The organism is Plantactinospora sp. CNZ320, from assembly GCF_002846275.1.
The window spans coordinates 7335565-7354878 of record NZ_PJMP01000001.1 but is presented as its reverse complement, the minus strand read 5'-3'; the positions used below and the strand labels follow the sequence as shown (position 1 = coordinate 7354878).

The 19314-nt window shown below is 72.7% G+C and carries 13 protein-coding genes and 1 pseudogene; 6 read left to right on the top strand and 8 right to left on the bottom strand.

Translation table 11 applies throughout. From position 1 onward, the window contains the following. Nucleotides 1–152 precede the first annotated feature (152 nt). Nucleotides 153–1163, top strand: coding sequence for a DUF2637 domain-containing protein (locus CLT71_RS38385; RefSeq protein WP_486483581.1), 1011 nt, complete (start codon nucleotides 153–155; stop codon nucleotides 1161–1163). Between the two features lie 350 nt (nucleotides 1164–1513). Here CLT71_RS38385 and CLT71_RS32900 read toward each other — a convergent pair. From CLT71_RS32900 to CLT71_RS32890, 3 genes and pseudogenes are all read right to left on the bottom strand, one after another. Next, nucleotides 1514–2659, bottom strand: a pseudogene (locus CLT71_RS32900) (sensor histidine kinase); the annotation flags it as partial. An 8-nt stretch (nucleotides 2660–2667) separates the two neighbouring features. Continuing rightward, nucleotides 2668–3354 carry a response regulator transcription factor gene (locus CLT71_RS32895; protein ID WP_101370523.1) on the bottom strand — a complete coding sequence of 229 codons (687 nt, stop codon included), beginning with the start codon at nucleotides 3352–3354 and terminating at the stop codon, nucleotides 2668–2670. Nucleotides 3355–3386: 32 nt separating this feature from the next. After that, a complete protein-coding gene (locus CLT71_RS32890) occupies nucleotides 3387–4775 on the bottom strand; it encodes a PQQ-binding-like beta-propeller repeat protein (protein ID WP_101370522.1) in 1389 nt (462 codons plus the stop codon). 136 nt (nucleotides 4776–4911) lie between these two features. Here CLT71_RS32890 and CLT71_RS32885 point away from each other — a divergent pair, with 136 nt between their 5' ends. Continuing rightward, nucleotides 4912–6750: a hypothetical protein gene (locus CLT71_RS32885; RefSeq protein WP_101370521.1), complete on the top strand. Its 1839-nt coding sequence runs from the start codon at nucleotides 4912–4914 to the stop codon at nucleotides 6748–6750. Nucleotides 6751–6930: 180 nt separating this feature from the next. Here CLT71_RS32885 and CLT71_RS32880 read toward each other — a convergent pair whose 3' ends face one another. Together CLT71_RS32880 and CLT71_RS32875 are read right to left on the bottom strand one after the other, a co-directional pair. Next, nucleotides 6931–8826 carry a DUF6311 domain-containing protein gene (locus CLT71_RS32880; protein ID WP_486483580.1) on the bottom strand — a complete coding sequence of 632 codons (1896 nt, stop codon included), beginning with the start codon at nucleotides 8824–8826 and terminating at the stop codon, nucleotides 6931–6933. Further along, complete coding sequence (locus CLT71_RS32875) at nucleotides 8823–10679, bottom strand: DUF6311 domain-containing protein (protein ID WP_486483744.1); 1857 nt, start codon at nucleotides 10677–10679, stop codon at nucleotides 8823–8825. Before CLT71_RS32875 ends, CLT71_RS32880 begins: the two co-directional genes overlap by 4 nt. A 327-nt stretch (nucleotides 10680–11006) precedes the next feature. Between CLT71_RS32875 and CLT71_RS32870 the strand changes: the two genes are divergently transcribed. Next, nucleotides 11007–12197: a hypothetical protein gene (locus CLT71_RS32870; RefSeq protein ID WP_101370520.1), complete on the top strand. Its 1191-nt coding sequence runs from the start codon at nucleotides 11007–11009 to the stop codon at nucleotides 12195–12197. A 118-nt stretch (nucleotides 12198–12315) separates the two neighbouring features. On the opposite strand, the gene dxs is transcribed toward CLT71_RS32870, so the two are convergent. Further along, the gene (gene dxs, locus CLT71_RS32865; protein ID WP_101370519.1) at nucleotides 12316–14319 is read right to left on the bottom strand and encodes a 1-deoxy-D-xylulose-5-phosphate synthase; all 2004 of its coding nucleotides are present in this window, start codon (nucleotides 14317–14319) and stop codon (nucleotides 12316–12318) included. A 441-nt stretch (nucleotides 14320–14760) separates the two neighbouring features. On the opposite strand from dxs, the gene CLT71_RS36725 reads away from it, so the two are divergent. The 3 genes from CLT71_RS36725 to CLT71_RS32860 all read left to right on the top strand — a co-directional run bounded on the left by CLT71_RS36725 (nucleotide 14761) and on the right by CLT71_RS32860 (nucleotide 15728). Further along, nucleotides 14761–15012, top strand: coding sequence for a hypothetical protein (locus CLT71_RS36725; protein ID WP_143743699.1), 252 nt, complete (start codon nucleotides 14761–14763; stop codon nucleotides 15010–15012). A 183-nt stretch (nucleotides 15013–15195) separates the two neighbouring features. Further along, nucleotides 15196–15351 (top strand): hypothetical protein, encoded by a 156-nt coding sequence (locus tag CLT71_RS37625; RefSeq protein ID WP_199187798.1) that lies wholly within the window; start codon nucleotides 15196–15198, stop codon nucleotides 15349–15351. 17 nt (nucleotides 15352–15368) lie between these two features. Further along, nucleotides 15369–15728 (top strand): hypothetical protein, encoded by a 360-nt coding sequence (locus CLT71_RS32860; protein ID WP_199187797.1) that lies wholly within the window; start codon nucleotides 15369–15371, stop codon nucleotides 15726–15728. Nucleotides 15729–15807: 79 nt separating this feature from the next. Here CLT71_RS32860 and CLT71_RS32855 read toward each other — a convergent pair whose 3' ends face one another. Then, on the bottom strand, nucleotides 15808–17127 hold the full coding sequence (locus CLT71_RS32855) for a TRAM domain-containing protein (RefSeq protein ID WP_101370518.1): 1320 nt from the start codon (nucleotides 17125–17127) through the stop codon (nucleotides 15808–15810). Beyond that, nucleotides 17124–19247 (bottom strand): amino acid permease, encoded by a 2124-nt coding sequence (locus CLT71_RS32850; RefSeq protein ID WP_101370517.1) that lies wholly within the window; start codon nucleotides 19245–19247, stop codon nucleotides 17124–17126. The genes CLT71_RS32855 and CLT71_RS32850 overlap by 4 nt, the downstream gene beginning before the upstream one ends. Nucleotides 19248–19314: the final 67 nt, after the last annotated feature.

Sequence of the window (19314 nt, the reverse complement as noted above, 5' to 3'; positions counted from 1 at the left end):
ACGCCAAGCACATGGACGGCCACCAAGCGGTGAGCGACACGCCGGAAATCCAGCCGGTACACCGGCCGGGCCGCTTCGGCCGTAAGGATGAGCGGTCAGGCCGGCTGGTCCGCTGGGCCGAGAGGAAGCACGACGACAGGCAAGGAGCGACGGTGCCCCTCCCACAGCTTCGCCGGGTCCGCTGGGCCGTACGCGCCACCCTCGCGCTCGGGGTCGCCGCCTCGGTGGTCGCCAACATCCTGCACGCCAGGGACAACCCGATCAGCCAGGCCATCGCCGCCTGGCCGCCACTGGCCCTGCTGCTCACCGTCGAGTTGATCTCACGGGTACCCGTGCACCGCCGCTCCCTCGCGTTCGCCCGGATGGCGGCCACCGCCACCATCGCCGGGATCGCCGCCTGGGTGTCGTACTGGCACATGGTCGGGGTGGCCGCCCGGTACGGCGAGACGGGCGCGTCGCCGTACCTGCTGCCGCTCTCGGTCGACGGCCTGATCGTGGTGGCCAGCATCTGCCTGGTCGAGCTGGGCGGCCGGATCGCCACCGCACAGGCCGCGACAACAGTCGACCCCGCCCAGGCCGCTCAGGCCGCTCCGGCACCCGACAGCCAGCCACTCGGCGCGGTCGAACCGGCCGGCACAGCCCCACCGGCCGGCACGGTCGAACCCATCAGCGCGGTCGAACCCGTCGGCGCGGTCGAACCGGACGGTCGGGTGAACGGCCAGGCCCTCCCCCGGCGGACCGGTGGAACGGGCACGGTGAACGGAACGGGCACGGTGAACGGAACGGGCACGGTGAACGGAACGGGCACGGTGAACGGGTCGGCAACGGGCGCGGTGAACGGGACGGGGACGGGCGCGGTGAACGGGACGGGGACGGTGCACGGGACTGGAACGGTGAACGGGACGGGCACGGGCGCGTCCGGCCGGACCCGGAAGACCGCGACCGCTCCGGCCCGGAAGGGGGCCTCGACCAGCCGGGCGGCCAGGTCGGGTGCTACCGCACGGCCGCGCCGCCCGATCACCGAGACCGCCGCGCTGGCGGCGGCGATCCAGGCCGAGCGCCCGGAGGCCAGTGACGCCGACGTGGCACAGGAACTCGGCATCACCACCGCCCGCCTGCGGGCGATCCGCCGCGAGGTACGCGAACTCGACCTCGTGGCGTAACCGCGACGCCGCCCTTCCGGAGCCGCCGGTCAACCGGGTACCTGATCGGTGCCCGGGCGGGTCTGCGCCAGGTCGCCCGCGCCGCCGGCGGTCGGCTGTGCCGGCGGGGTACCCGGAACCGGCACGGCGGCCGGGGTCGCCCGGCTGGACGCCGAGCCCAGCGGAACCGTGCTGGCGGCACTCGCGGCACCAGCGTTCGCCGGGCTGGCGGCACCAGCGTTCGCAGGACTGGCGGCACCAGCACTCGCGGGGCTGGCGGCACTGGCGGTGACGTTCGCCGGCACCGGCCGGACCGGCCCGGTGCCCGGACCGCCGCCGACCACCGCCGAGGCGGCCACCACCGGAGTCGTCTCGGCCGCCGGAAGGGTCACCGTCACCTCCAGGCCGCCACCGTCCTGGGCGATCGCGCTGACCGTGCCGCCGTGCGCGTCGCAGACCGCCCGGACGATCGACAGCCCCAGCCCGGAGCCCCGGGCACCGGTCCGCTCCCGGCCGCCCCGCCGGAACGCCTCGAAGAGCCCCGGCACATCCGCCTGCTCCACCTCGAAACCGGTGTTGCCGACCACCAGCCAGGCCTGCTCCGGATCCGACCCGGTCCGCACCCACATCCGGCCGTGCAGGTGGTTGTAGCGCACCGCGTTCTCGATCAGGTTGCCGGCCAGCCGCTCCAGCAACCCGGGATCGCCGACCACGGGTGCCGGCGACAACGCCGTCTCGACCTGGAGCTTGAGCCGGGCGGTCTCGTTGCGGACCGCCGAGAGCGCCGCGCTGGCCCCGGTGGCCAGATCTGTCGGCGCCTTGCGGGCCAGCCGGCGACCGGCCTGCGCCTCGCTGCGGGCCAGCACCAGCAGCGCGTCGACCAGGTTGTTGGCCCGCTCCGAGGCGTCCCGGACCACCGTGGCCATCCGCCGGTACTCGGCGACGTCCGCCTCGTCGTCGGCCATCGTGACGTCGATCTCGGTACGCATCACCGCCAGCGGCGTACGCAGCTCGTGCGAGGCGTTGGCGACGAAGCGTTTCTGCGCCTCGAAGGCACCCGCGATCCGGTCCAGCATCGCGTCGAAGGTGCCGGCCAGCTCGGCCACCTCGTCGTCCGCGCCCGAGTAGCGGATCCGCTGGTCGAGGGTGGCCTCGCCGAGCCGCCTGGCGGTCGAGGTGACCTGGTGCAGCGGGCGCAGCGCCCGACCGGCCACCGCGTACGCCCCGAGCACCCCGACGACACTGATCACCAGCAGCGCCAGCAGCGCCTTGACCAGCAGTTCCCGGGTCGCCGCCTGTGCCATCTCCCGCTGCCACTCGACAGCGCCGACCGTCCGACCGTCGGAGAGTTCGAGCGTCGGGTTCGACCGCAGCCGGATCTCCGGGGTCAGCACGTCGGCCACCAGCAGCCAGGCGAGCAGCACCAGGATCGCCCCGGCGCCGATCAGCAGGATGCCGTTGAGCAGGGTCAGCCGCAGCCGCAGGGTGGGCCGTACCCGGGGCCGTCGACGGGTCAGATAGACGGTCACGCACTCACCTGCCCTGGCACGTACGGGTCGGGTACCCGGTAGCCGGCGCCGACCACCGTCTCGATCAGCGGCGGATCGCCGAGCTTCTTCCGCAACGTCATCACTGTCACCCGGACGGTGGTGGTGAACGGGTCGGTGTTGGCGTCCCAGACCCGCTCCAGGAGTTCCTCGCTGGAGACCACCGCCCCGCGAGCCTTGAGCAACTCCTCCAGCACGCCGAACTCCTTACGGGTCAGGTCGATAGGCATCCCGCCCCGGGTCGCCACCCGCCGGGCCGGGTCGACCACCAGGTCGGCGACGGTCAGCACCGGCGGGGTGACCGGGGTGGCCCGGCGGCCGAGCGCCTGCACCCGGGCGACCAGCTCGTCGAAGGCGAACGGCTTCGGCAGGTAGTCGTCGGCACCGAGCTGGAGCCCCTCCACCCGGTCGGCGACCGTGCCGCTGGCGGTCAGCATCAGCACCCGGGTCAGCGCCTCCGAGCTGACCAGGTCGGCACAGATCTGGTCACCGTGCATGCCGGGCAGGTCCCGATCGAGCACCACCACGTCGTACCGGGTGACGAAGGCCATCTCGTGCCCTGTCGAACCGTCGTACGCGACGTCGACCGCCATGCCCCGACGGCGCAGCCCACGGACGATCGCGTCGGCCAGGTTGCGCTCGTCCTCCACCACCAGTACCCGCACCACGACCTCCCCGGCTGCCTGTAGGGGACAACCTATCCGTGCCCGACAAGTGACTCTGCCAGGCGCGGCCCGGCCGGCTGTCCGGGCAGTCGCCACACCCCGACCGAGGCGTCCGGCCGGCGGCAGTACAGCACCGTCTCGGTCAGCCCGCAGTTCCCGGACACCCCGGACAGGACCGCGAGCAGTCGGCTCCGCCAGGTCGCCGTGTCGAACTCCACCACCCAGGCCCGCTGGTCCGCGCCGTAGCGCAGGCCGACGAACCGCGATCCGCGCGGCACGACGAAGGCCCAGGGGCCGAGGTCGGCGAGGGCCTGCCCGGTGGCCGGGTCGAGGACGGAGAGCGACTCGGCCGCGCCGGTATCGGCCCGCGTGCCGAACAGCACGCCACCGGTACCCCAGACGCCGGTCCAGCGCTCGTCCGACCAGCGGATGACGCCGGTCCGCCTGTCCCGGAGGCTGACCCCGTGCTGCGGGCGCATGCTGCACAGGTCGACTCCGCAGGCGACCGGCCCGTACTCCACGACGGGCTGGAACGGGACCGACCAGCGCCGGTCCAGCCGGGGCAGGCCGTACGCGGACACCGTGCTCTCGTCGTACACCAGGAACAGCCCGGCGGCGACCTCGGCCCGCCGGTCGACCCGCGACCCGGCACCCGGCGGCGGCAGTTGGATGGTCCGCAGAATGGCGCCGGTGCCGAGGTCGCGCACCTCGACCCGACCGGTCGGCAGGGTGACGACCAGGGTCGAGGCGCGCACCGGGCCCGCCGGGCCACCTCCCGACAGGTCGAGCGCCGGCTGGGCACCGGCCGGCACCGGCAGTGACCACCGGACGGCGCCGGAGGCCGTATCCACCACCTCCAGCGTGCCCGGCCCGTTCTCCCCGTCCGGCCGCCGCTGCTCGACGGACGCCCAGAGCACCAGGTCGTCACCGGTGCTGACCGCCATCAGGCTCACGTCGCGGGTCCAGGCCACGACACCGGCCGGCACGTCCAGCACCGTCAGCCGGGCTTGTCTGCCCGACGGCCGCGGATAGGTCAGCGCCAGCAGGTGGTCGCCGACCGACTGGAGGCTGTCGACCTCGTCGGTCGGCAACGCCACCCGCCAGTCCGGCTCCACCTCCGGCAGCCGGTACGCGGCCAGCTCCGGACCGGGCTCACCGGCCTGCCGGGGTTCGGCGACGAACAGCCGGTCCCGGTCGGCGAAGACGGTGGCACCGAGCCTGGCCGGTACCGTCACCTCCGGCCAGCCGCGCGGGAGCGGATCGCCGGCCACCACCGTGCCGAGCAGCCCGGCCAGCACCGCCGCGAGCAACGCCGACCGGGGCACCCGGCGCCGGCTCGTCCGCCGCCGCGCGGTCCCGCCCGGTCCGGACACCTCCGCCGCGGCCCCGGCGGTCAACTCACCCAGCTCGATGGTGGGCATTCCCCTCCCTCTCAGGCCGCCCGGATGGTCCGGTATGGGCTGCCGCGCTGGTCCGGCACACTCCGGTCACACCGGAGCGGGTAGCGGCAATTCGGACGCGAACCCACCTGTACGATGGCGCCTCGTGGCAGTTCCGGTGGTGGACAATTCTTCGGACGCCGAAGCCGGCTCGACCGAGGTCGGTCGCTCTCGACAGTGGCGGTTCCTCCGAACGCCCGCGCGGGTCGACGTACTGGCCATCGGAGCGTACGTCCTGCTCGGTGTCTTCGTGTGTGCCAACTACTGGGTCGACATCAACCACCGGGTCTCCTCGCACCTGCCGACCGACCACAGTTGGTTCGAGTGGCTCTTCGCGCATGGCGCGTACTCGGTCCAGCACCTGGAGAACCCGCTCTTCTCCGCCCGGCAGAACGCCCCGGACGGGGTCAACATGATGGCCAACACCTCGCTGTTGGGCGTCACCCTGCCACTGGCCCCGCTCACCTGGCTGTTCGGCCCGCAGGTGACGTACGCGCTCTATCTCGGTGGTGCGCTCGCGGCGACGGCGGCCACCTCGTACTGGATGCTCTCCCGGCACCTGGTCTCCTCCCGGGGTGCCGCATTCGTCGGCGGGGCCTTCCTCGGCTTCGCCCCGGGCATCATCCACCACGCCAACGGCCAGCCGAACTTCGTCTCCAACTTCCTCCTCCCGCTGATCGTGGTCCGGGTGTTCCGGCTGGGCGAGCCGGGGCGGTGGCTGCGCAACGGGCTGGTGCTGGGGCTGCTGGTGGCGTACCAGATCTTCATCAACGAGGAGATGCTGCTGCTCACCGCGCTGGCCTGCGCGGTGGCGGTACCGCTCTACGCCGCCTTCCGCTGGTCGGTGATGCGCCACCGGGTCTGGAACCTGCTGCGCGGCCTCGGCGTCGGCGGCGCGGTGGCGCTGCTGCTGGCCGGCTACCCGATCTGGTACCAGTTCAACGGTCCGCAGTCCTACCGGGGTTTGCAGGGCGGCGTCTTCCACAACTGGGGCGAGGACCTGCGGGCCTTCGTCACCTACTCCCGGGACACCATCGCCGGTTCCCCGGAGGTGGAGAAGACGATCGGGGTCACCGAGCAGAACACCTGGCTGGGCTGGCCGCTCGTCGGGTTGGTCGTGCTGGTCGCGGTGCTGCTCTGGCGGACCTCCGTGGTCGCCCGGATCGCCGCGCTGCTCGGTGCCGGATTCGCGCTCGCCTCGCTGGGCCGGCAGATCCGTTACGACGGCCGGCTCACCGAGTACGAGGGGCCGTGGCGTCTGCTGCCGGAGGACCTGCCGCTGATCGAGATGATGATGCCGACCCGGCTGAGTCTGGTCACGGTCGCCGCCGTCGGGATCCTGGTCGCGCTCGGCTGGGACGAGGTCGCGAAGAGCCGGCCCGGACCGGCCGCCCCGAACGGCGACGCGCCCGGGGAGGTCGAGCCGGCCAGGCCACGACTGCGGATCATGGCGTACGCCGCGATCGCCCTCGCGCTGCTGCCGATCATCCCGCGCCCGCTGCCGGCAATGCACATCGATTCCCCGCCGCGTTTCATCACCTCCGGGGCCTGGCGACCGTACGTGCCGGAGGGCCGGACCCTGGTGCCGGTGCCGATCCCGAGCAACGTGCACGGCCTCTCCACGCTGCGCTGGAGCGCGCTGACCGGGCATGAGTTCCCGATCCCGGCCGGCTACTTCATCGGGCCGGACACGGAGGGCTTCGGGGTGTTCGGCGCCCCGTCCCGGCCGACCAGCCTGCTGATCTACGGAACGATTGACCGGGGTGCCGCGCCCCTGGTCACCGAGGAGAACCGGCGCCAGGCGATCGAGGACCTACGGTTCTGGAAGGCCTCGGTGGTGGTGCTCGGCGACCACCCGGCCGAGCCCGCCCTGCACGTCCTGCTCGCCGGGCTGCTCGGCCCGGGCCAGCGGGTGGACGACGTCTGGCTCTGGGACGTCCGGCCGCTCGTGGGCTGACCGTCGCCACAGCGCCTGACTGACCGACTCCGGCTCTTCAACCGAATCTGTCGGCCACCCGCGGCGTGGGTTGCGGGGCATCACCCGTTCGCGCGTGATGCCTGGGTGTCATCACGATGACTACCAGGCATCACGCTCACCGGTATCTACCGCGCCGTCCCCTACCCACCCGGTCGCGGCTCACCCGACCAGGGCGCGGACGTCCCAGACCCAGGCGCCGGAGATCTCCCGGCCCGGCCCGAGCAACTGGTCGAGTGCGTCCCGGACCGGCACGCCCCGGTGCAGCCCGCCCTGCACCACGATCGCGGCCCGCCAGTGCCGCAGGTCCTCGACCGCCTGCCGCCGTTCGGCCTCACCGATCGGCGGTACCTCGCCGGTGGCGGCGACCCGGTCGAGCAGCACCGCCGTCGGCCGGTCCGGCGCACCCCAACGGGCCTGCCGATCGTCCGGTCCGGTGGGTCCGATGAAGTAGCCGCCCGGAGTGGTGAAGGCGAGGCCGGTCCGGGCCGACCAGTACATCCCGGCGGTCGCCTCGGAGCCCCGGGTCGGCGGCACGGCCACGAGGGTACGGCCCGGCGGCACGTACGACCGCCACTCGCCGCTGGCGACGAACTCCGGTACCGGCCAGACCGGTCTGGTCTGCAACGGTGTCGGCACCAGCGGCAGCAGTACGGCGACCACCGCCCCGGTCCAGAGCAGCCGGACCGGCACCCGCCCACCGCCCGTTGTGCCATCGCCCGTTGACACGCCGCCCGCCGTACGCCGGGAGACCCCGTCGAAGGAGAGCGCCAGCAGGATCGCCAGGGCCGGTACGCAGATCAGCGGAAACCGGGCCGGCACCGCCAGGTCGATGAGCGGCAGCCCGGAGACCAGCCGGTACGGGCCGGGCAGGTCCAGCACCTCCCCGTTCAGCCGCAGGTCCTCGCCGAGCGAGAGGGCGGCGAAGACAAGTGTGCAGAGCACCAGTGCCCGCACCAGCGGCCGCCGCCACTGCCAGACCGCCACCACCGCGCAGAGCACGATCAGCGCCAGCCCGAAGAAGGAGTTCTCCTCGGTCAGGTTCGGCGAGAGCATCCCCGGCACCGAGTCGTGACCGGTGATCGACTGCCGGGACGCGGCGGTGAACGACGCCAGGTCCAGCGGGTACGCCTTCGGGTCGAACGGCAGCCCGCGATAGTGCCCCGGCCCGAAGAACTGGAACCACAGCGGGTACGCCAGCAGCACCACCCCGACCAGCGTGCCGACGCCGAGCCGGCCGACGAACGCCGGAGCCAGCCGTCGGGCGGTGCGCGGGGCCGAGACCGCGTAGCCGACGGTGAAGAGGCCGCAGGCGAGCACCAGGAAGGCAAGCACCTCCTCGCCGAGGAAGACCTGGTAGCTGACCAGCACGCCGAGGAGTACCCCGCGCCGGAGCACCCGGTCGGTGCGCGGATCGAAGACGACCGCCAGGATGGCCGGCACCAGGAACTGCGAGATCATGTGCAGGTGCCCGGTGGCCTGGGAGATCATCCCGGGCGCGAACCCGCAGAACAGGCCGGCGACAGCCGCGCCGAGCCGGGAGCCGACGATCCGGCGGGACAGGAAGAGATACCAGGCGGTGGCCGTACCGGCCAGCGAGAGCACCACCGCGAGCAGATAGCTGGCCTGCGAGCCGGCCAGCAGGGTGACCGGGGTCAGCGGCACGCCCAGGCCGAGCACCGAGGTGTTCGCCATCAGGTTGATCCCGTCCGGCGCGTTCAACGCGGTGCTGTAGAACGGGTTCTCCAGATGGGTCACCGCCCGGGCTGCCCGAGCCAGCATCCACTCGAAGAGCATCATGTCGTTGCTGGCGTAGGTCATCCGGTCCCGGTGCAGCCACATCCCGGAGGTGACGTAACCGGCGGCGGCCAGGTAGAGCAGCACCACCGCCACGTCGACCAGTGCCGCCCGCCGCCGCGCCGCCCAGCCCCGCAGCGCGCCGAGCCGCTCGGCGGCGACCCGCCGCAGCGCCGCCCGGCGCCCGGCGGTGCTCGACGGCACGGCCGCCGGGACCGCGACGTCCGGCGCGGTCTCGGCGGGTCGTCCCGACGCGCTCACCCAGCCGTGCGGTCGGTCAGGGCGCGCACGTCCCACACCCACACGTCGGCGGTACGCCGGGCCGGGCCGGCGAGCTGGTCGACGGTGCTGCGCAGCGCCTCGGCGTTGTCCTGCCGGACCGGGAGTACCAGAATCGCGGCCCGCCAGTGCCGCAACTCGTCCAGGGCCCGCCGGCGCTGCCGGTCGGTGAGCGTCGCCGGCTGGCCGCTGGTCGCGACCCGGTCGAGTACCGCGCTGAGCCCGCTTGGCCGGCCACCGAACCGGCCGGGGTCGCCGGTGTTGCCGTTGCGGGGAGCGAGGAAGTAGCCGCCCGGGATCTTGAAGTCGAGGTTGACGGCGGCGGCCCAGCGCATCCCGTGGGTGTGCCCCATCGCCGGGATCGGCACCGGCACCAGCGTCTGGTCGGCGCCGACGTAGGGCCGCCACTGGCCGGAGGTGATGAAGTGCGGCACCGGTGGCCGGCTGACCTCGCGCAGTGGCAGCGGCAGGATCGGCACCAGCGCGATCACCAACGCGGTCACCACCACGGTACGCAGCGCCCGCCGGTCGGCGATCTCCAGCTTCCAGGCCCGGTCGGTGGCGAGCGCCAGCAGCAGGCCGATCACCACGGTGGTGATCAGGCCGAACCGGGTCGGCACCACCGCGTCGAGCAGCGGGGCCTTCACCAGGATGTCCCACGGCCCCCAGAAGGCGCCCCGGTTCCACCAGGAGATCCGCTCGCCGAGCGAGAGGATCGCGAAGAGCAGCCCGGTGACCGCGAGCGCCCGGATCACCACCTCGCGGCGCAGCCAGACCACGATCGCCACGGTCAGCAGCGCCAGGCTCCAGCCGAAGAAGGCGTTCTCCTCGGAGTAGTTCGGGGCGAGGTCGAGGTTGGCCCGCTGGTTGCCGCCGAGCGTGGTGGAGCCGGGTACGAAGAACGCCGCCAGGTCGTTGCCGTAGTCCCGTACCGCGTCGCTGAGCCCGTGGTACGCCTGCCGGCCCGCGAACTGCACAATCAGCGGGTACGCCAGCAGCGCACCGGCCAGCACGGCGCAGACGGCGAGACCGGCACCGAGCGGGCGCCACGCCGCCCTCCACCGGGACGGCTCCTGCACCAGTACGGCGAGCAGGAAGACCCCGCAGGCCATCGCGGTGAAGAGCAGGATCTCCTCGTTGATGAACGCCTGGTATGTGACGAGCAGGGCGAGGATCACGCCGTCCCGTACCGGCCGGGTGGAACGGGTGAGCACCAGTACCCGCCAGACGATGAACGGCAGCAGGAACTGGGAGATGATGTTGGGGTGCCAGTTGGCGTGTGAGAGCAGCGCCGGGGAGAAGCCGCAGAACCAGCCGCCGACGACAGCCGCGATCGGTGCGCTGACCAGGTGCCGGGAGAGCACGTAGTACCAGGCCGAGGCGGTGCCGGCCAGACCGATCGTCACGAGTACCACGAAGGAGACCGCCGGCCCGAACAGCAGCGTCACCGGCACCATCGGAATGCCCAGGCCCAGGATCGCCGTGTTGGCCATCAGGTTGACGCCGTCGGGATAGTTCAGCCGGTCGGTGAAGAACGGGAACTCGCCGTGCAGCACCACCCGTACGGAGTGGGCGAGGAAGTACTGCACCTGTGCGGGGTCGCTGCTGTAGAGCGAGGCGACCCGGCCGGCGGGGTCGAGCCAGATCTGGCTGGTCACCCAGAAGCCGGCGACCAGGAATGCCGCGTAGACGGCGAGGTCACGTCGCCAGGTGGGCCAACGGGCCGGCCGGGTGGCCGGTTCGCCGGTGTTCCGGTCCGGGGTACCCGAGTCCTCGCCCACGGCACCGGAACGCGGCGCCGGCTCCCGGTCGGCGGCGGCCGCCGCCGGCGCGATCTCCGAGCCGGTCTCGGAACCGGTGCCCGAACCCGCCGGCTCCGCCGCGCCCCCGTCGGTTCCGGTCGCCGTTCTGCCTCCGGACTCGGGGCCCTCCGGGTCCGGGGTGCTGTGCAGGCGTGGCTGGGCAAGCGTCACAGTCGGCGGAGTCTACAGGAGTACCCCATTGGTCCCAGTTGCCTGGGCCGCGGGTTTCCGCAGTGCGAGTCGTGCTGCCCGGCCGGCCGTCCCCGATCGGTCGGCTTTTCCGGGTCACGCCCGAGGCGCGTCCGAGATCTCGTAGGATGTGGCTTCTGTTGACGACTGAGGCGGATCGGGAGCACAGCGGTGGGTTCACTCCCTCGTAGCGGGATCGTCGGCGCGGCCCTCACCCTCGCCCTGCTCACCGGCGGCTGCGGCACCGTTCCTAAGGAACCTCCGGTCGCGCTCCGGGTCGGCTACGACACACTGGACGGAACACTCCAGGTCTGGCCCTCGCGGGGCACCCTGGCCGGTGATCCACAGGCGACCGAGGCGGTGGCCCGGGCCGTCGACGAGTGGCGCTCCCCGGTCGAGGACCGGGTGCACCTGCCCTCCTCCGGCATCCTCTGGCTCGGCGAGGTCGACGGTGGCCGGCTCGCCCTGGTCGCCGCCGACGTGCCCGGCGAGGCGGGATCCTGGCTGTTGCAGCTCACCGGCGACGGGTCGGACTTCCGCGTCGACCGGGCGGTGGAGTACACCGAGCCCGGCTACCTGGTCTACTCCGACGTACTGCCGGTGCAGTTGCCCACCGGCCGGCGCTACCTCGTCTCCGCCCGGGTCGACCGGCTCCTCGGGCCGGACCGCCAGCCGCTGGCCGTCACCGACGGCCTGACCGGCCCGGTCGCGGTGCCCGCCTGCGCCGCCCGTACCGTCACCGCGCGGCTGCGCCCCAGCGAGTCGCTGCCCAGCGGCAAGGCCGCCGACCGGCTCATCGACCTCGGCACCGGGATCGAGGGGCCGCGCTATCCGCTGGTCGGCGACGACACAGGCTCCGGCGCCACCGTGCTGGACGGCCTGGACACCTGCGCCCTGGCCGCCAAGACCGGGCCGTTCGGCAGCATCCCGCACCGGGTGCACGGCGAGGTCCACGCCGGATCGGTGCCGGTCTCCTGGCCGATCGACCGGCTGTCGGCGAAGGAGCTGGCCGAGGTCGAGCTGGTGGGTGCCGGGGAGAAGCCGGCCAGGCTCGAACAGCTCAGTTGGCGTACCGACGAGGGCATGATGACTGCCGCCCTGCTCCGGCCCGCCGACGGCCCGCCTGTGGTGTCGGCCGCCGACCGGCTCGAACCGCTCCAGGCGTACGTCCTGCCGCTCTCCAGCCCTGTCGTGGTGCTGGCCTGGCAGCCGAATTCGGAGACCAGTCTCGCGGTGCCGCCGAACACCACCCGGCTGGTCGACCGCCCCGGTCTCGTGGTGGTGCCGAAGCCGACCACCCGGGAGACCTTCAGCCTGATCACCCCGGACAAGACCACCGACCGCTCGGCCGGCGGCAACTGAGTCGCTCCAGCGGCATCCCAGTGATTAGGGCGGCTGTTCCACTGACAGCGCGGCTGTTCCGGCGTGATGTGGTGGCCTCGCCTGACGACGAGGCCACCACGTCAGGGAAGTAGCGGGATCAGGCGACGCCCCGGCCGTTGCGGCCCTTCGCGGCGCGGTCGCCGTTGGGGGCGGTCATCCGCACGGGGGCGATCGGTTCGTCGTCCAGCTGGGAGACCCAGCCGGTGACGTCCCGGGCCACGTCCTGCGCGGTCAGTCCCAGGTCGGCGAGGATCTGCGCCCGGGTGCCGTGGGGCTGCCAGACCGACGGTACGCCGAGGTCGCGTACCGGCACCCGCAGGTCGGCGTCGCGCATCGCCTTGGCCAGCGCGTCACCGACCCCACCCGCGCGTACGCCGTCCTCGACGGTTACCACCAGCCGGTGGCTGCCGGCCAGTGTGAGCAGCTCCGGCGGGATCGGCCGGACCCAGCGCGGGTCGACCACCGTCACGCCGTACCCCTGCTCGGCGACCCGGGTGGCCACCTCGACGCCGAGCTGCCCGAAGGCGCCGACCGCGACCAGCAGCACGTCGGTACGGGCGGACTCGGCGAGTACGTCCACACCGCCGGTGACCGAGTCGGCGGCGGTGACCCGGCGTATCGCCGGCAGGTCGGCGACGACGGAACCGGTCGGGAAGCGCAGGATCGTCGGCCCGTCCTCGACCGCGACCGCCTCGCGCAGTTCCGCCCGCAGGGTGGCGGCGTCCCGGGGAGCGGCGATGCGCAGCCCGGGCACCACTCCGAAGACCGACATGTCCCAGATGCCGTAGTGGCTCGGCCCGTCCGGACCGGTGATCCCGGCCCGGTCCAGCACGAACGTCACCGGCAGCCTGTGCATCGCGACGTCGAGCAGCACCTGGTCGAAGGCGCGGTTGAGGAAGGTCGCGTAGACGGCGACCACCGGGTGCAGGCCGCCCATGGCGAGACCGGCGGCCGAGGTGGCCGCGTGCTGCTCGGCGATGCCGACGTCGTAGACCCGCTCCGGGTACTTGCGGGCCAGCGGCGCGATGCCGGTCGGCTCGGCCATCGCGGCGGTGATCCCGACCACGTCCGGCCGCTCGTCGGCGATCGCCACCAGCTCGTCGGCGAAGACGTGCGTCCACTTCACCGTGGGGGCGGCCAGCAGCTTGCCGGTCTCCACGTCGAAAGCGCTGCTCGGGCCGTGCAGACAGTCGGCGTCGTCCTCCTCGGCCGGGCGGTAGCCGAGGCCCTTGCGGGTCACCGCGTGCACTATCACCGGCCCGCCGAAGCCCTTGGCCCGGCGCAGCGCCGACTCCATCGCCGCCACGTCGTGCCCGTCGACCGGACCGAAGTACTTGATGCCGAGGTCCTCGAACATCGCCTGCGGCGCGACCGCGTCCTTGATGCCCTTCTTGACCGCGTGCAGCACCTCGTACATCGGCCTGCCGACCAGCGGGGTGGAGCCGAGCGCCTCCTTGACGGCGTCCAGCACCTTCTCGTAGCCGGGGTTCAGCCGCAGCGTGGCCAGGTGGTCGGCCAGGCCGCCGATCGTCGGCGCGTACGACCGGCCGTTGTCGTTGACCACGATGACCAGCGGGTTCCGGGCGGCGGCGATGTTGTTGAGCGCCTCCCAGCACATGCCCCCGGTCAGCGCCCCGTCGCCGACCACCGCCACCACGTTGCGCGACTCGCCGCGCAGCGCGTACGCCTTGGCCAGCCCGTCCGCATAGGAGAGCGCGGTCGAGGCGTGCGAGTTCTCGATCAGGTCGTGCTCGCTCTCCGCCTGGCTGGGATAGCCGGAGAGGCCGCCGCGCTGGCGGAGCTGGTCGAAGCCCTCCTGGCGCCCGGTGAGCATCTTGTGCACGTACGCCTGGTGCCCGGTGTCGAAGAGGAAGCGGTCCCGGGGCGAGTCGAAGACCCGGTGCATGGCCAGGGTCAGCTCGACCACCCCGAGGTTCGGGCCGAGGTGCCCGCCGGTCCGGGAGACCTTCGCGACCAGGAAGTCCCGGATCTCGGCGGCGAGCAACGCCAGTTGTTCGGCGGACATCCGCTTGACGTCCTGCGGCCCACGGACCGTGTTCAACAGTCGTCCGGCCGACGCCTCCGGCTCCTGCACGGTCATGCCGTCACCTCGCCGCGCTCGGCAGCGGTATCGGGCCGCACGGCACTGGGCTGGCTGATTCGCTCCCTACACAGGCTCATAGCCGCAGAGTCTATCGGGGCCGGGCCGACTCGCAGCCGGGCCGCCGAAGCAGGGCCACCGATCGCGCTCCGGGCGTCCGGTCGCGGGGTAGGTGCTCGACCCGGCGGGCCAGGGTAACCGATCGAGGCCGCGCTGGCCGGCTAACAGCCGCGCCGGCCGGCTAACAGCCGCGCCGGCCGGTTGCGGGCGGTCGGCGATCAGCAGAGTCCCGTTGACCGGACGGTGCCGCGGTCGCGGACAGTCGACGATTCCACACCGCGAGTGGCGGGTCGGGGTTCCGCCGAACGAACGAAAAATCGGGCAGATGCCGCCAAGGGCCGTAGCATGGCCAGTAATCCCGCCCTCCCCTAAGGTCTCGACATGTCGCCTGCTGGCTCCCGCCCCGACCGGTCTGCCGGTCGCGCCCGAACCACCCCGACATCCGGCCGGTACGCCGCCGGTCAGGTTCTCGCGGTCGGCATCGTGTTGCTGGTCGCCCTGCCGCTGCTCCCGCTGATTCTGCTGATCGTCGCCTGGATCCGGCTCCGGGACCGGGCCGCCGCCCGGGCCGCCCGCCGGGATACGGAGGCGGTCCCCACCCCGCCCCGGTCCGCCCTGCACGTCACTCCCTGACCCCGCGTCGCCTCTCACCCGCTCTCCCGGCGACCGCCGCGCTGCTCGCCGAGCGGCTGCCCGGGATCGACCATCGCCGTGCCGGTCGGTTCGTCGGAAACTCCTTGCCCGCCCGTCGGTGACCCCGGCAGAGTTGCCGGCACCGCGGCGGGTGGACGGCCGCACGGCTGGTGAGGAGGCGACGTGTCCGACTTCAACGTTCGTACCGCGAATTTGATCACGATCAACTCGTTGACCAAGTACCCGTCGATCCCGACCTACCACGCGCTGGACCCACGCAACGGCGGACTGCTGGACGAGACCGTGCGTCGAAGCACTACACCGAGTCCCGCACGGTAGGCGCCCGGCTCTTCGACGTGGTGGTGCTGGAGGACTACCCGGAGTTGCTGGAATGGCCGGTCGAGCGGATCTCGTCCTGGCGGGAGTCGGGCGGTCAGCCGTTCCTCGCCGAGCCGGAGCTGCTGGCCAGGGCCGCAGCCGCCGGGCTGCCGACGGTGCCCCGGCTCGACACGGTCGACGCCGCCGAGTTGCCGACCGACCTGGAGAAGACCCATCGGTTCCTCACCGAGCAGCTACCGGCCACGACGGTGGCCCTGGACGGTACGCCGGGCCGGGCCGAGGGCATCGTGTTGCGTTCGCAGACCCGGTCGGTGATCGCCAAGGCGCGCTTCCAGGACTACGAGCGGACCCTGAAGCGGCGCCGTACCGGCCGCTGAGCCGGCGCCGGAGGTCACCGTGTGAACCGGCGGCGGAGGTCGACACCCGGACGGGCTCGACCTCCGCCGCCGACCCGACTCAGCTCTCGTCGGGCAGCAGCAGCGCGACCAGCTCCACGTGCTGGGTCATCGGGAAGAGGTCGTAGCCGCGCAGCGCGGCGAGCCGCCAGCCCGCCTCCCGGAACGTCCGGGCGTCCCGGGCGAAGGCGGCCGGGTCGCAGGCCACATAGGCGATCGCCCGGCTGGTGGCCGTGGCGACCGCCCGGACGACCTCGGCACCGGCACCGGCACGCGGCGGGTCCAGCACCACCAGGTCGACCGGCCCGACGATCCGGCGCCGCCGCAGCGCCGGTCCGACCGAGGCCCGGACCACCTCGATCTGCGGCAGGTCGGCGAGGTTCTCCCGGGCGGCCTGGACCGCCGGCTCGGCCGACTCGACCACTGTGATCCGGCCGGCCGGACCGACCCGGTCGGCCAACGCCGCCGCGAAGAGCCCGGCGCCGCCGTAGAGATCCCAGGCCGACTCGCCGTCCATCGGCGCCAGCAGGTCGAGTACGGCCGTCGCCAGCGTCTCCGCCGCCGCCGGATGTACCTGCCAGAACGCCTCCGGCGGTAGCAGCCACGTCCGGCCGGCCGCCACCTCCCGGACCCGCTCCCCCGCCCCGTTCCGCACGGCGGCATCCGTCGGGCCGCCGGAGGGCGGGACCGCCGGCTCGCCGAGATCGCCACCGACGAGCGTCCCCGACGAGCGCCGCTCGTGCACCGTCACGTCGCCACCGGAGGAGGCGACCACCTCCACCAGGTCGGCGTCGGGCCAGAGTCGACCACTGGGCGTCAGCACCGGAAGTTCCTGGATCGCCGGGCGGGCGATCCGGCACCTGTCGATCGGGACGACCTCGTGCGAGCGGTGCTTGAGCAGTCCGGCCCGGCCGGCGGCATCGACGGCGTACCGGACCCGGGAACGCCAGCCGAGCGGGCCGCCGGGCAACTCGTCGACCCGGACATCCAGCTCGGCGACCTCCTCCGGGGTCAGGCCGGCCAGCCGGAGCAGCTGCTCGCGTACCACCTCCGCCTTCCAGCGTCGCTGCGCGGCGGGTGCGACGTGTTGGAGATCGCAGCCGCCGCACCGGTCCGGCCCCGCCCACGGGCACGGCGGGACGACCCGGTCCGGCGAGGCGTCGAGTACGGTCACCGCGTCCGCGCGCAGGAAGTCCCGGCGTACCTCGGTGATCTGGGCGACCACCCGTTCGCCCGGCAGCGCGTGCCGGACGAAGACCACCTGTCCGTCCAGTCGGGCCACGCAGTGCCCGCCGTGCGCCACCGGCCCGACGGTCAGCTCGACCCGCTCGGCCTCGCCCGGACCCGTCGAGGCGACCCGGGACCGCTGACCGGCGCTCATCGGGGACCCGCCGCGTCCCGCCCGGGGGCGGGCGGTGGCTCGTCGAGGTCGGTACCGGCCAGCGGCGACGGCGGCGGTGCCGTGGCGGCGGTGTTCGACGGTGGGGGTGGCCCGAGCAGGCCGCCGACCGGGGCGCCGCCGCGCGGCCCGCGGGCCGGTCCACGGCTGAGTGTGGCGTCGAACCGGTCCAGGTTCTTCCGGGCGGTCGAGGCGAGCTGCCACGGGACGCTTGTCACCATCACCCCGGGCTCGAAGAGCAGCCGGCCCTTGATCCGCAACGCGCTCTGGTTGTGCAGCAGGTTCTCCCACCAGTGCCCGACGACGTACTCGGGAATGAAGACCGTGACCACGTCGCGGGGTGACTCCCGGCGGGCCGACGCGACGAAGTTGAGGATCGGCCGGGTGATCTCCCGGTACGGCGAGTCGATCACGGTCAGCGGCACGGTCACCCCGTGCCGTTCCCACTCCGCCTGCACCGCACGGGTGTCCGCCTCGTCGACGTTGACGGTCAGCGCGGTAAGGGTGTCCGGCCGGGTCGCCTGGGCATAGGCGATCGCCCGCAGGGTCGGCTGGTGCACCTTGCTGACCAGCACGATCGCGTGGTTGCGGGCCGGCAGCACCGGGCGTCCCTCCGGCGGGGTCAGCTCGGTGGCGACCCGGTCGTAGTGCCGGCGGATGGCCAGCATCATGGCGTAGATGACCGCCATCGCGGCGATGGCGATCCAGGCGCCGAGCAGGAACTTGGTGAGCAGGACGACCACCAGTACCGCCCCGGTCAGCCCCATCCCGAAGGTGTTGATGGCCCGGGAGCGGACCATCCTGCGCCGTACCACCGGGTCCCGCTCGGTACGCAGCCTCCGGTTCCAGTGCCGGATCATCCCTGCCTGGGAGAGCGTGAACGAGACGAAGACGCCGACGATGTAGAGCTGGATCAGCCGGGTCACCTCGGCCTGGAAGGCGACGATCAGCAGGATCGCGGTCAGCGCGAGGAAGACGATGCCGTTGGAGAAGGCCAGCCGGTCGCCCCGGGTGTGCAACTGCCGGGGCAGGTAGCGGTCCTGGGCCAGGATCGAGCCGAGCACCGGGAAGCCGTTGAAGGCGGTGTTGGCGGCCAGGAAGAGGATCAGCGCGGTCGCGCCGGCCACCACGAAGAGCAGTACCCCGTTGCCGAAGATGGCCTCGCCGAGCTGGACGGTCACGGTCTTCTGCACGTAGTCGAGCGGGCCGTGTTCGAGCTGCCGGGCCGGGTTCTCCATGAACTGGAGGCCGGTCAGCCGGGAGAGCCAGATGATGCCCATGATCATGACGATCGCCACAGAGCCGAGCATCAGCAGCGTGGTGGCGGCGTTCTTGCTCTTCGGCGGCTTGAACGCCGGTACGCCGTTGGAGATCGCCTCCACCCCGGTCAGCGCGGCACAGCCCGAGGAGAAGGCCCGCAGCAGCAGGAAGGCCATCGCGAAGGCGGTCAGGTTGGCGTGTTCGGCGCTGACCACCAGATCGGCGCTGGGCGCCCGCAGGTCGTGGCCGAGGACGAAGATCCGGACCAGTCCGGTGAGGATCATCCCGATGATCACGATCATGAAGCCGTAGGTCGGGATCGCGAAGGCGGTACCCGACTCGCGCAGCCCGCGCATGTTGATCGCGCTCAGTACGACCACAGCGGTCACCGCCACCCCGACCCGGTGCTCGGAGACGAACGGCAGTACCGAACCGAGGTTGGCCACCCCGGAGGAGACCGACACGGCGACGGTGAGCACATAGTCGACAAGCAGCGCGCTGGCCACCCCGACGCCGAACTTCGGTCCGAGGTTGACGGTGGCCACCTCGTAGTCCCCACCGCCGGAGGGGTAGGCGTGCACGGTCTGTCGATAGCTCGCCACCACGGTGAGCATCACCACCACGACCGCCAGGGCGACCCACGGCGAGAAGAGGTACGCCGAGGCGCCGGCGATCGAGAGCGTCAACAGGATCTCGTCCGGTGCGTACGCCACGCTGGAGAGCGCGTCGGAGGCGAAGACGGGCAGCGCGATGCGCTTCGGCAGCAGGGTGTGCTGCAACTTGTCGGACCGGAAGGGTCGGCCCAGCAGCAGGCGCTTGACTAGCGAGGTGGGTCTGGCCACAACCGCTAAGGGTACGGCTGCCGGATTCGCCCGGTCGGCCGGTGCGGCCGGTCCTCGCGGTGATCCG

Bases quoted from the DNA above. Each gene is read 5' to 3' on its own strand.
- CLT71_RS32890 (WP_101370522.1), bottom strand. From the start codon at position 4,775: ATGCCCACCATCGAGCTGGGTGAGTTGACCGCCGGGGCCGCGGCGGAG.
- dxs (WP_101370519.1), bottom strand. From the start codon at position 14,319: ATGACCGTGCAGGAGCCGGAGGCGTCGGCCGGACGACTGTTGAACACG.
- CLT71_RS36725 (WP_143743699.1), top strand. From the start codon at position 14,761: ATGTCGCCTGCTGGCTCCCGCCCCGACCGGTCTGCCGGTCGCGCCCGA.
- CLT71_RS32855 (WP_101370518.1), bottom strand. From the start codon at position 17,127: ATGAGCGCCGGTCAGCGGTCCCGGGTCGCCTCGACGGGTCCGGGCGAG.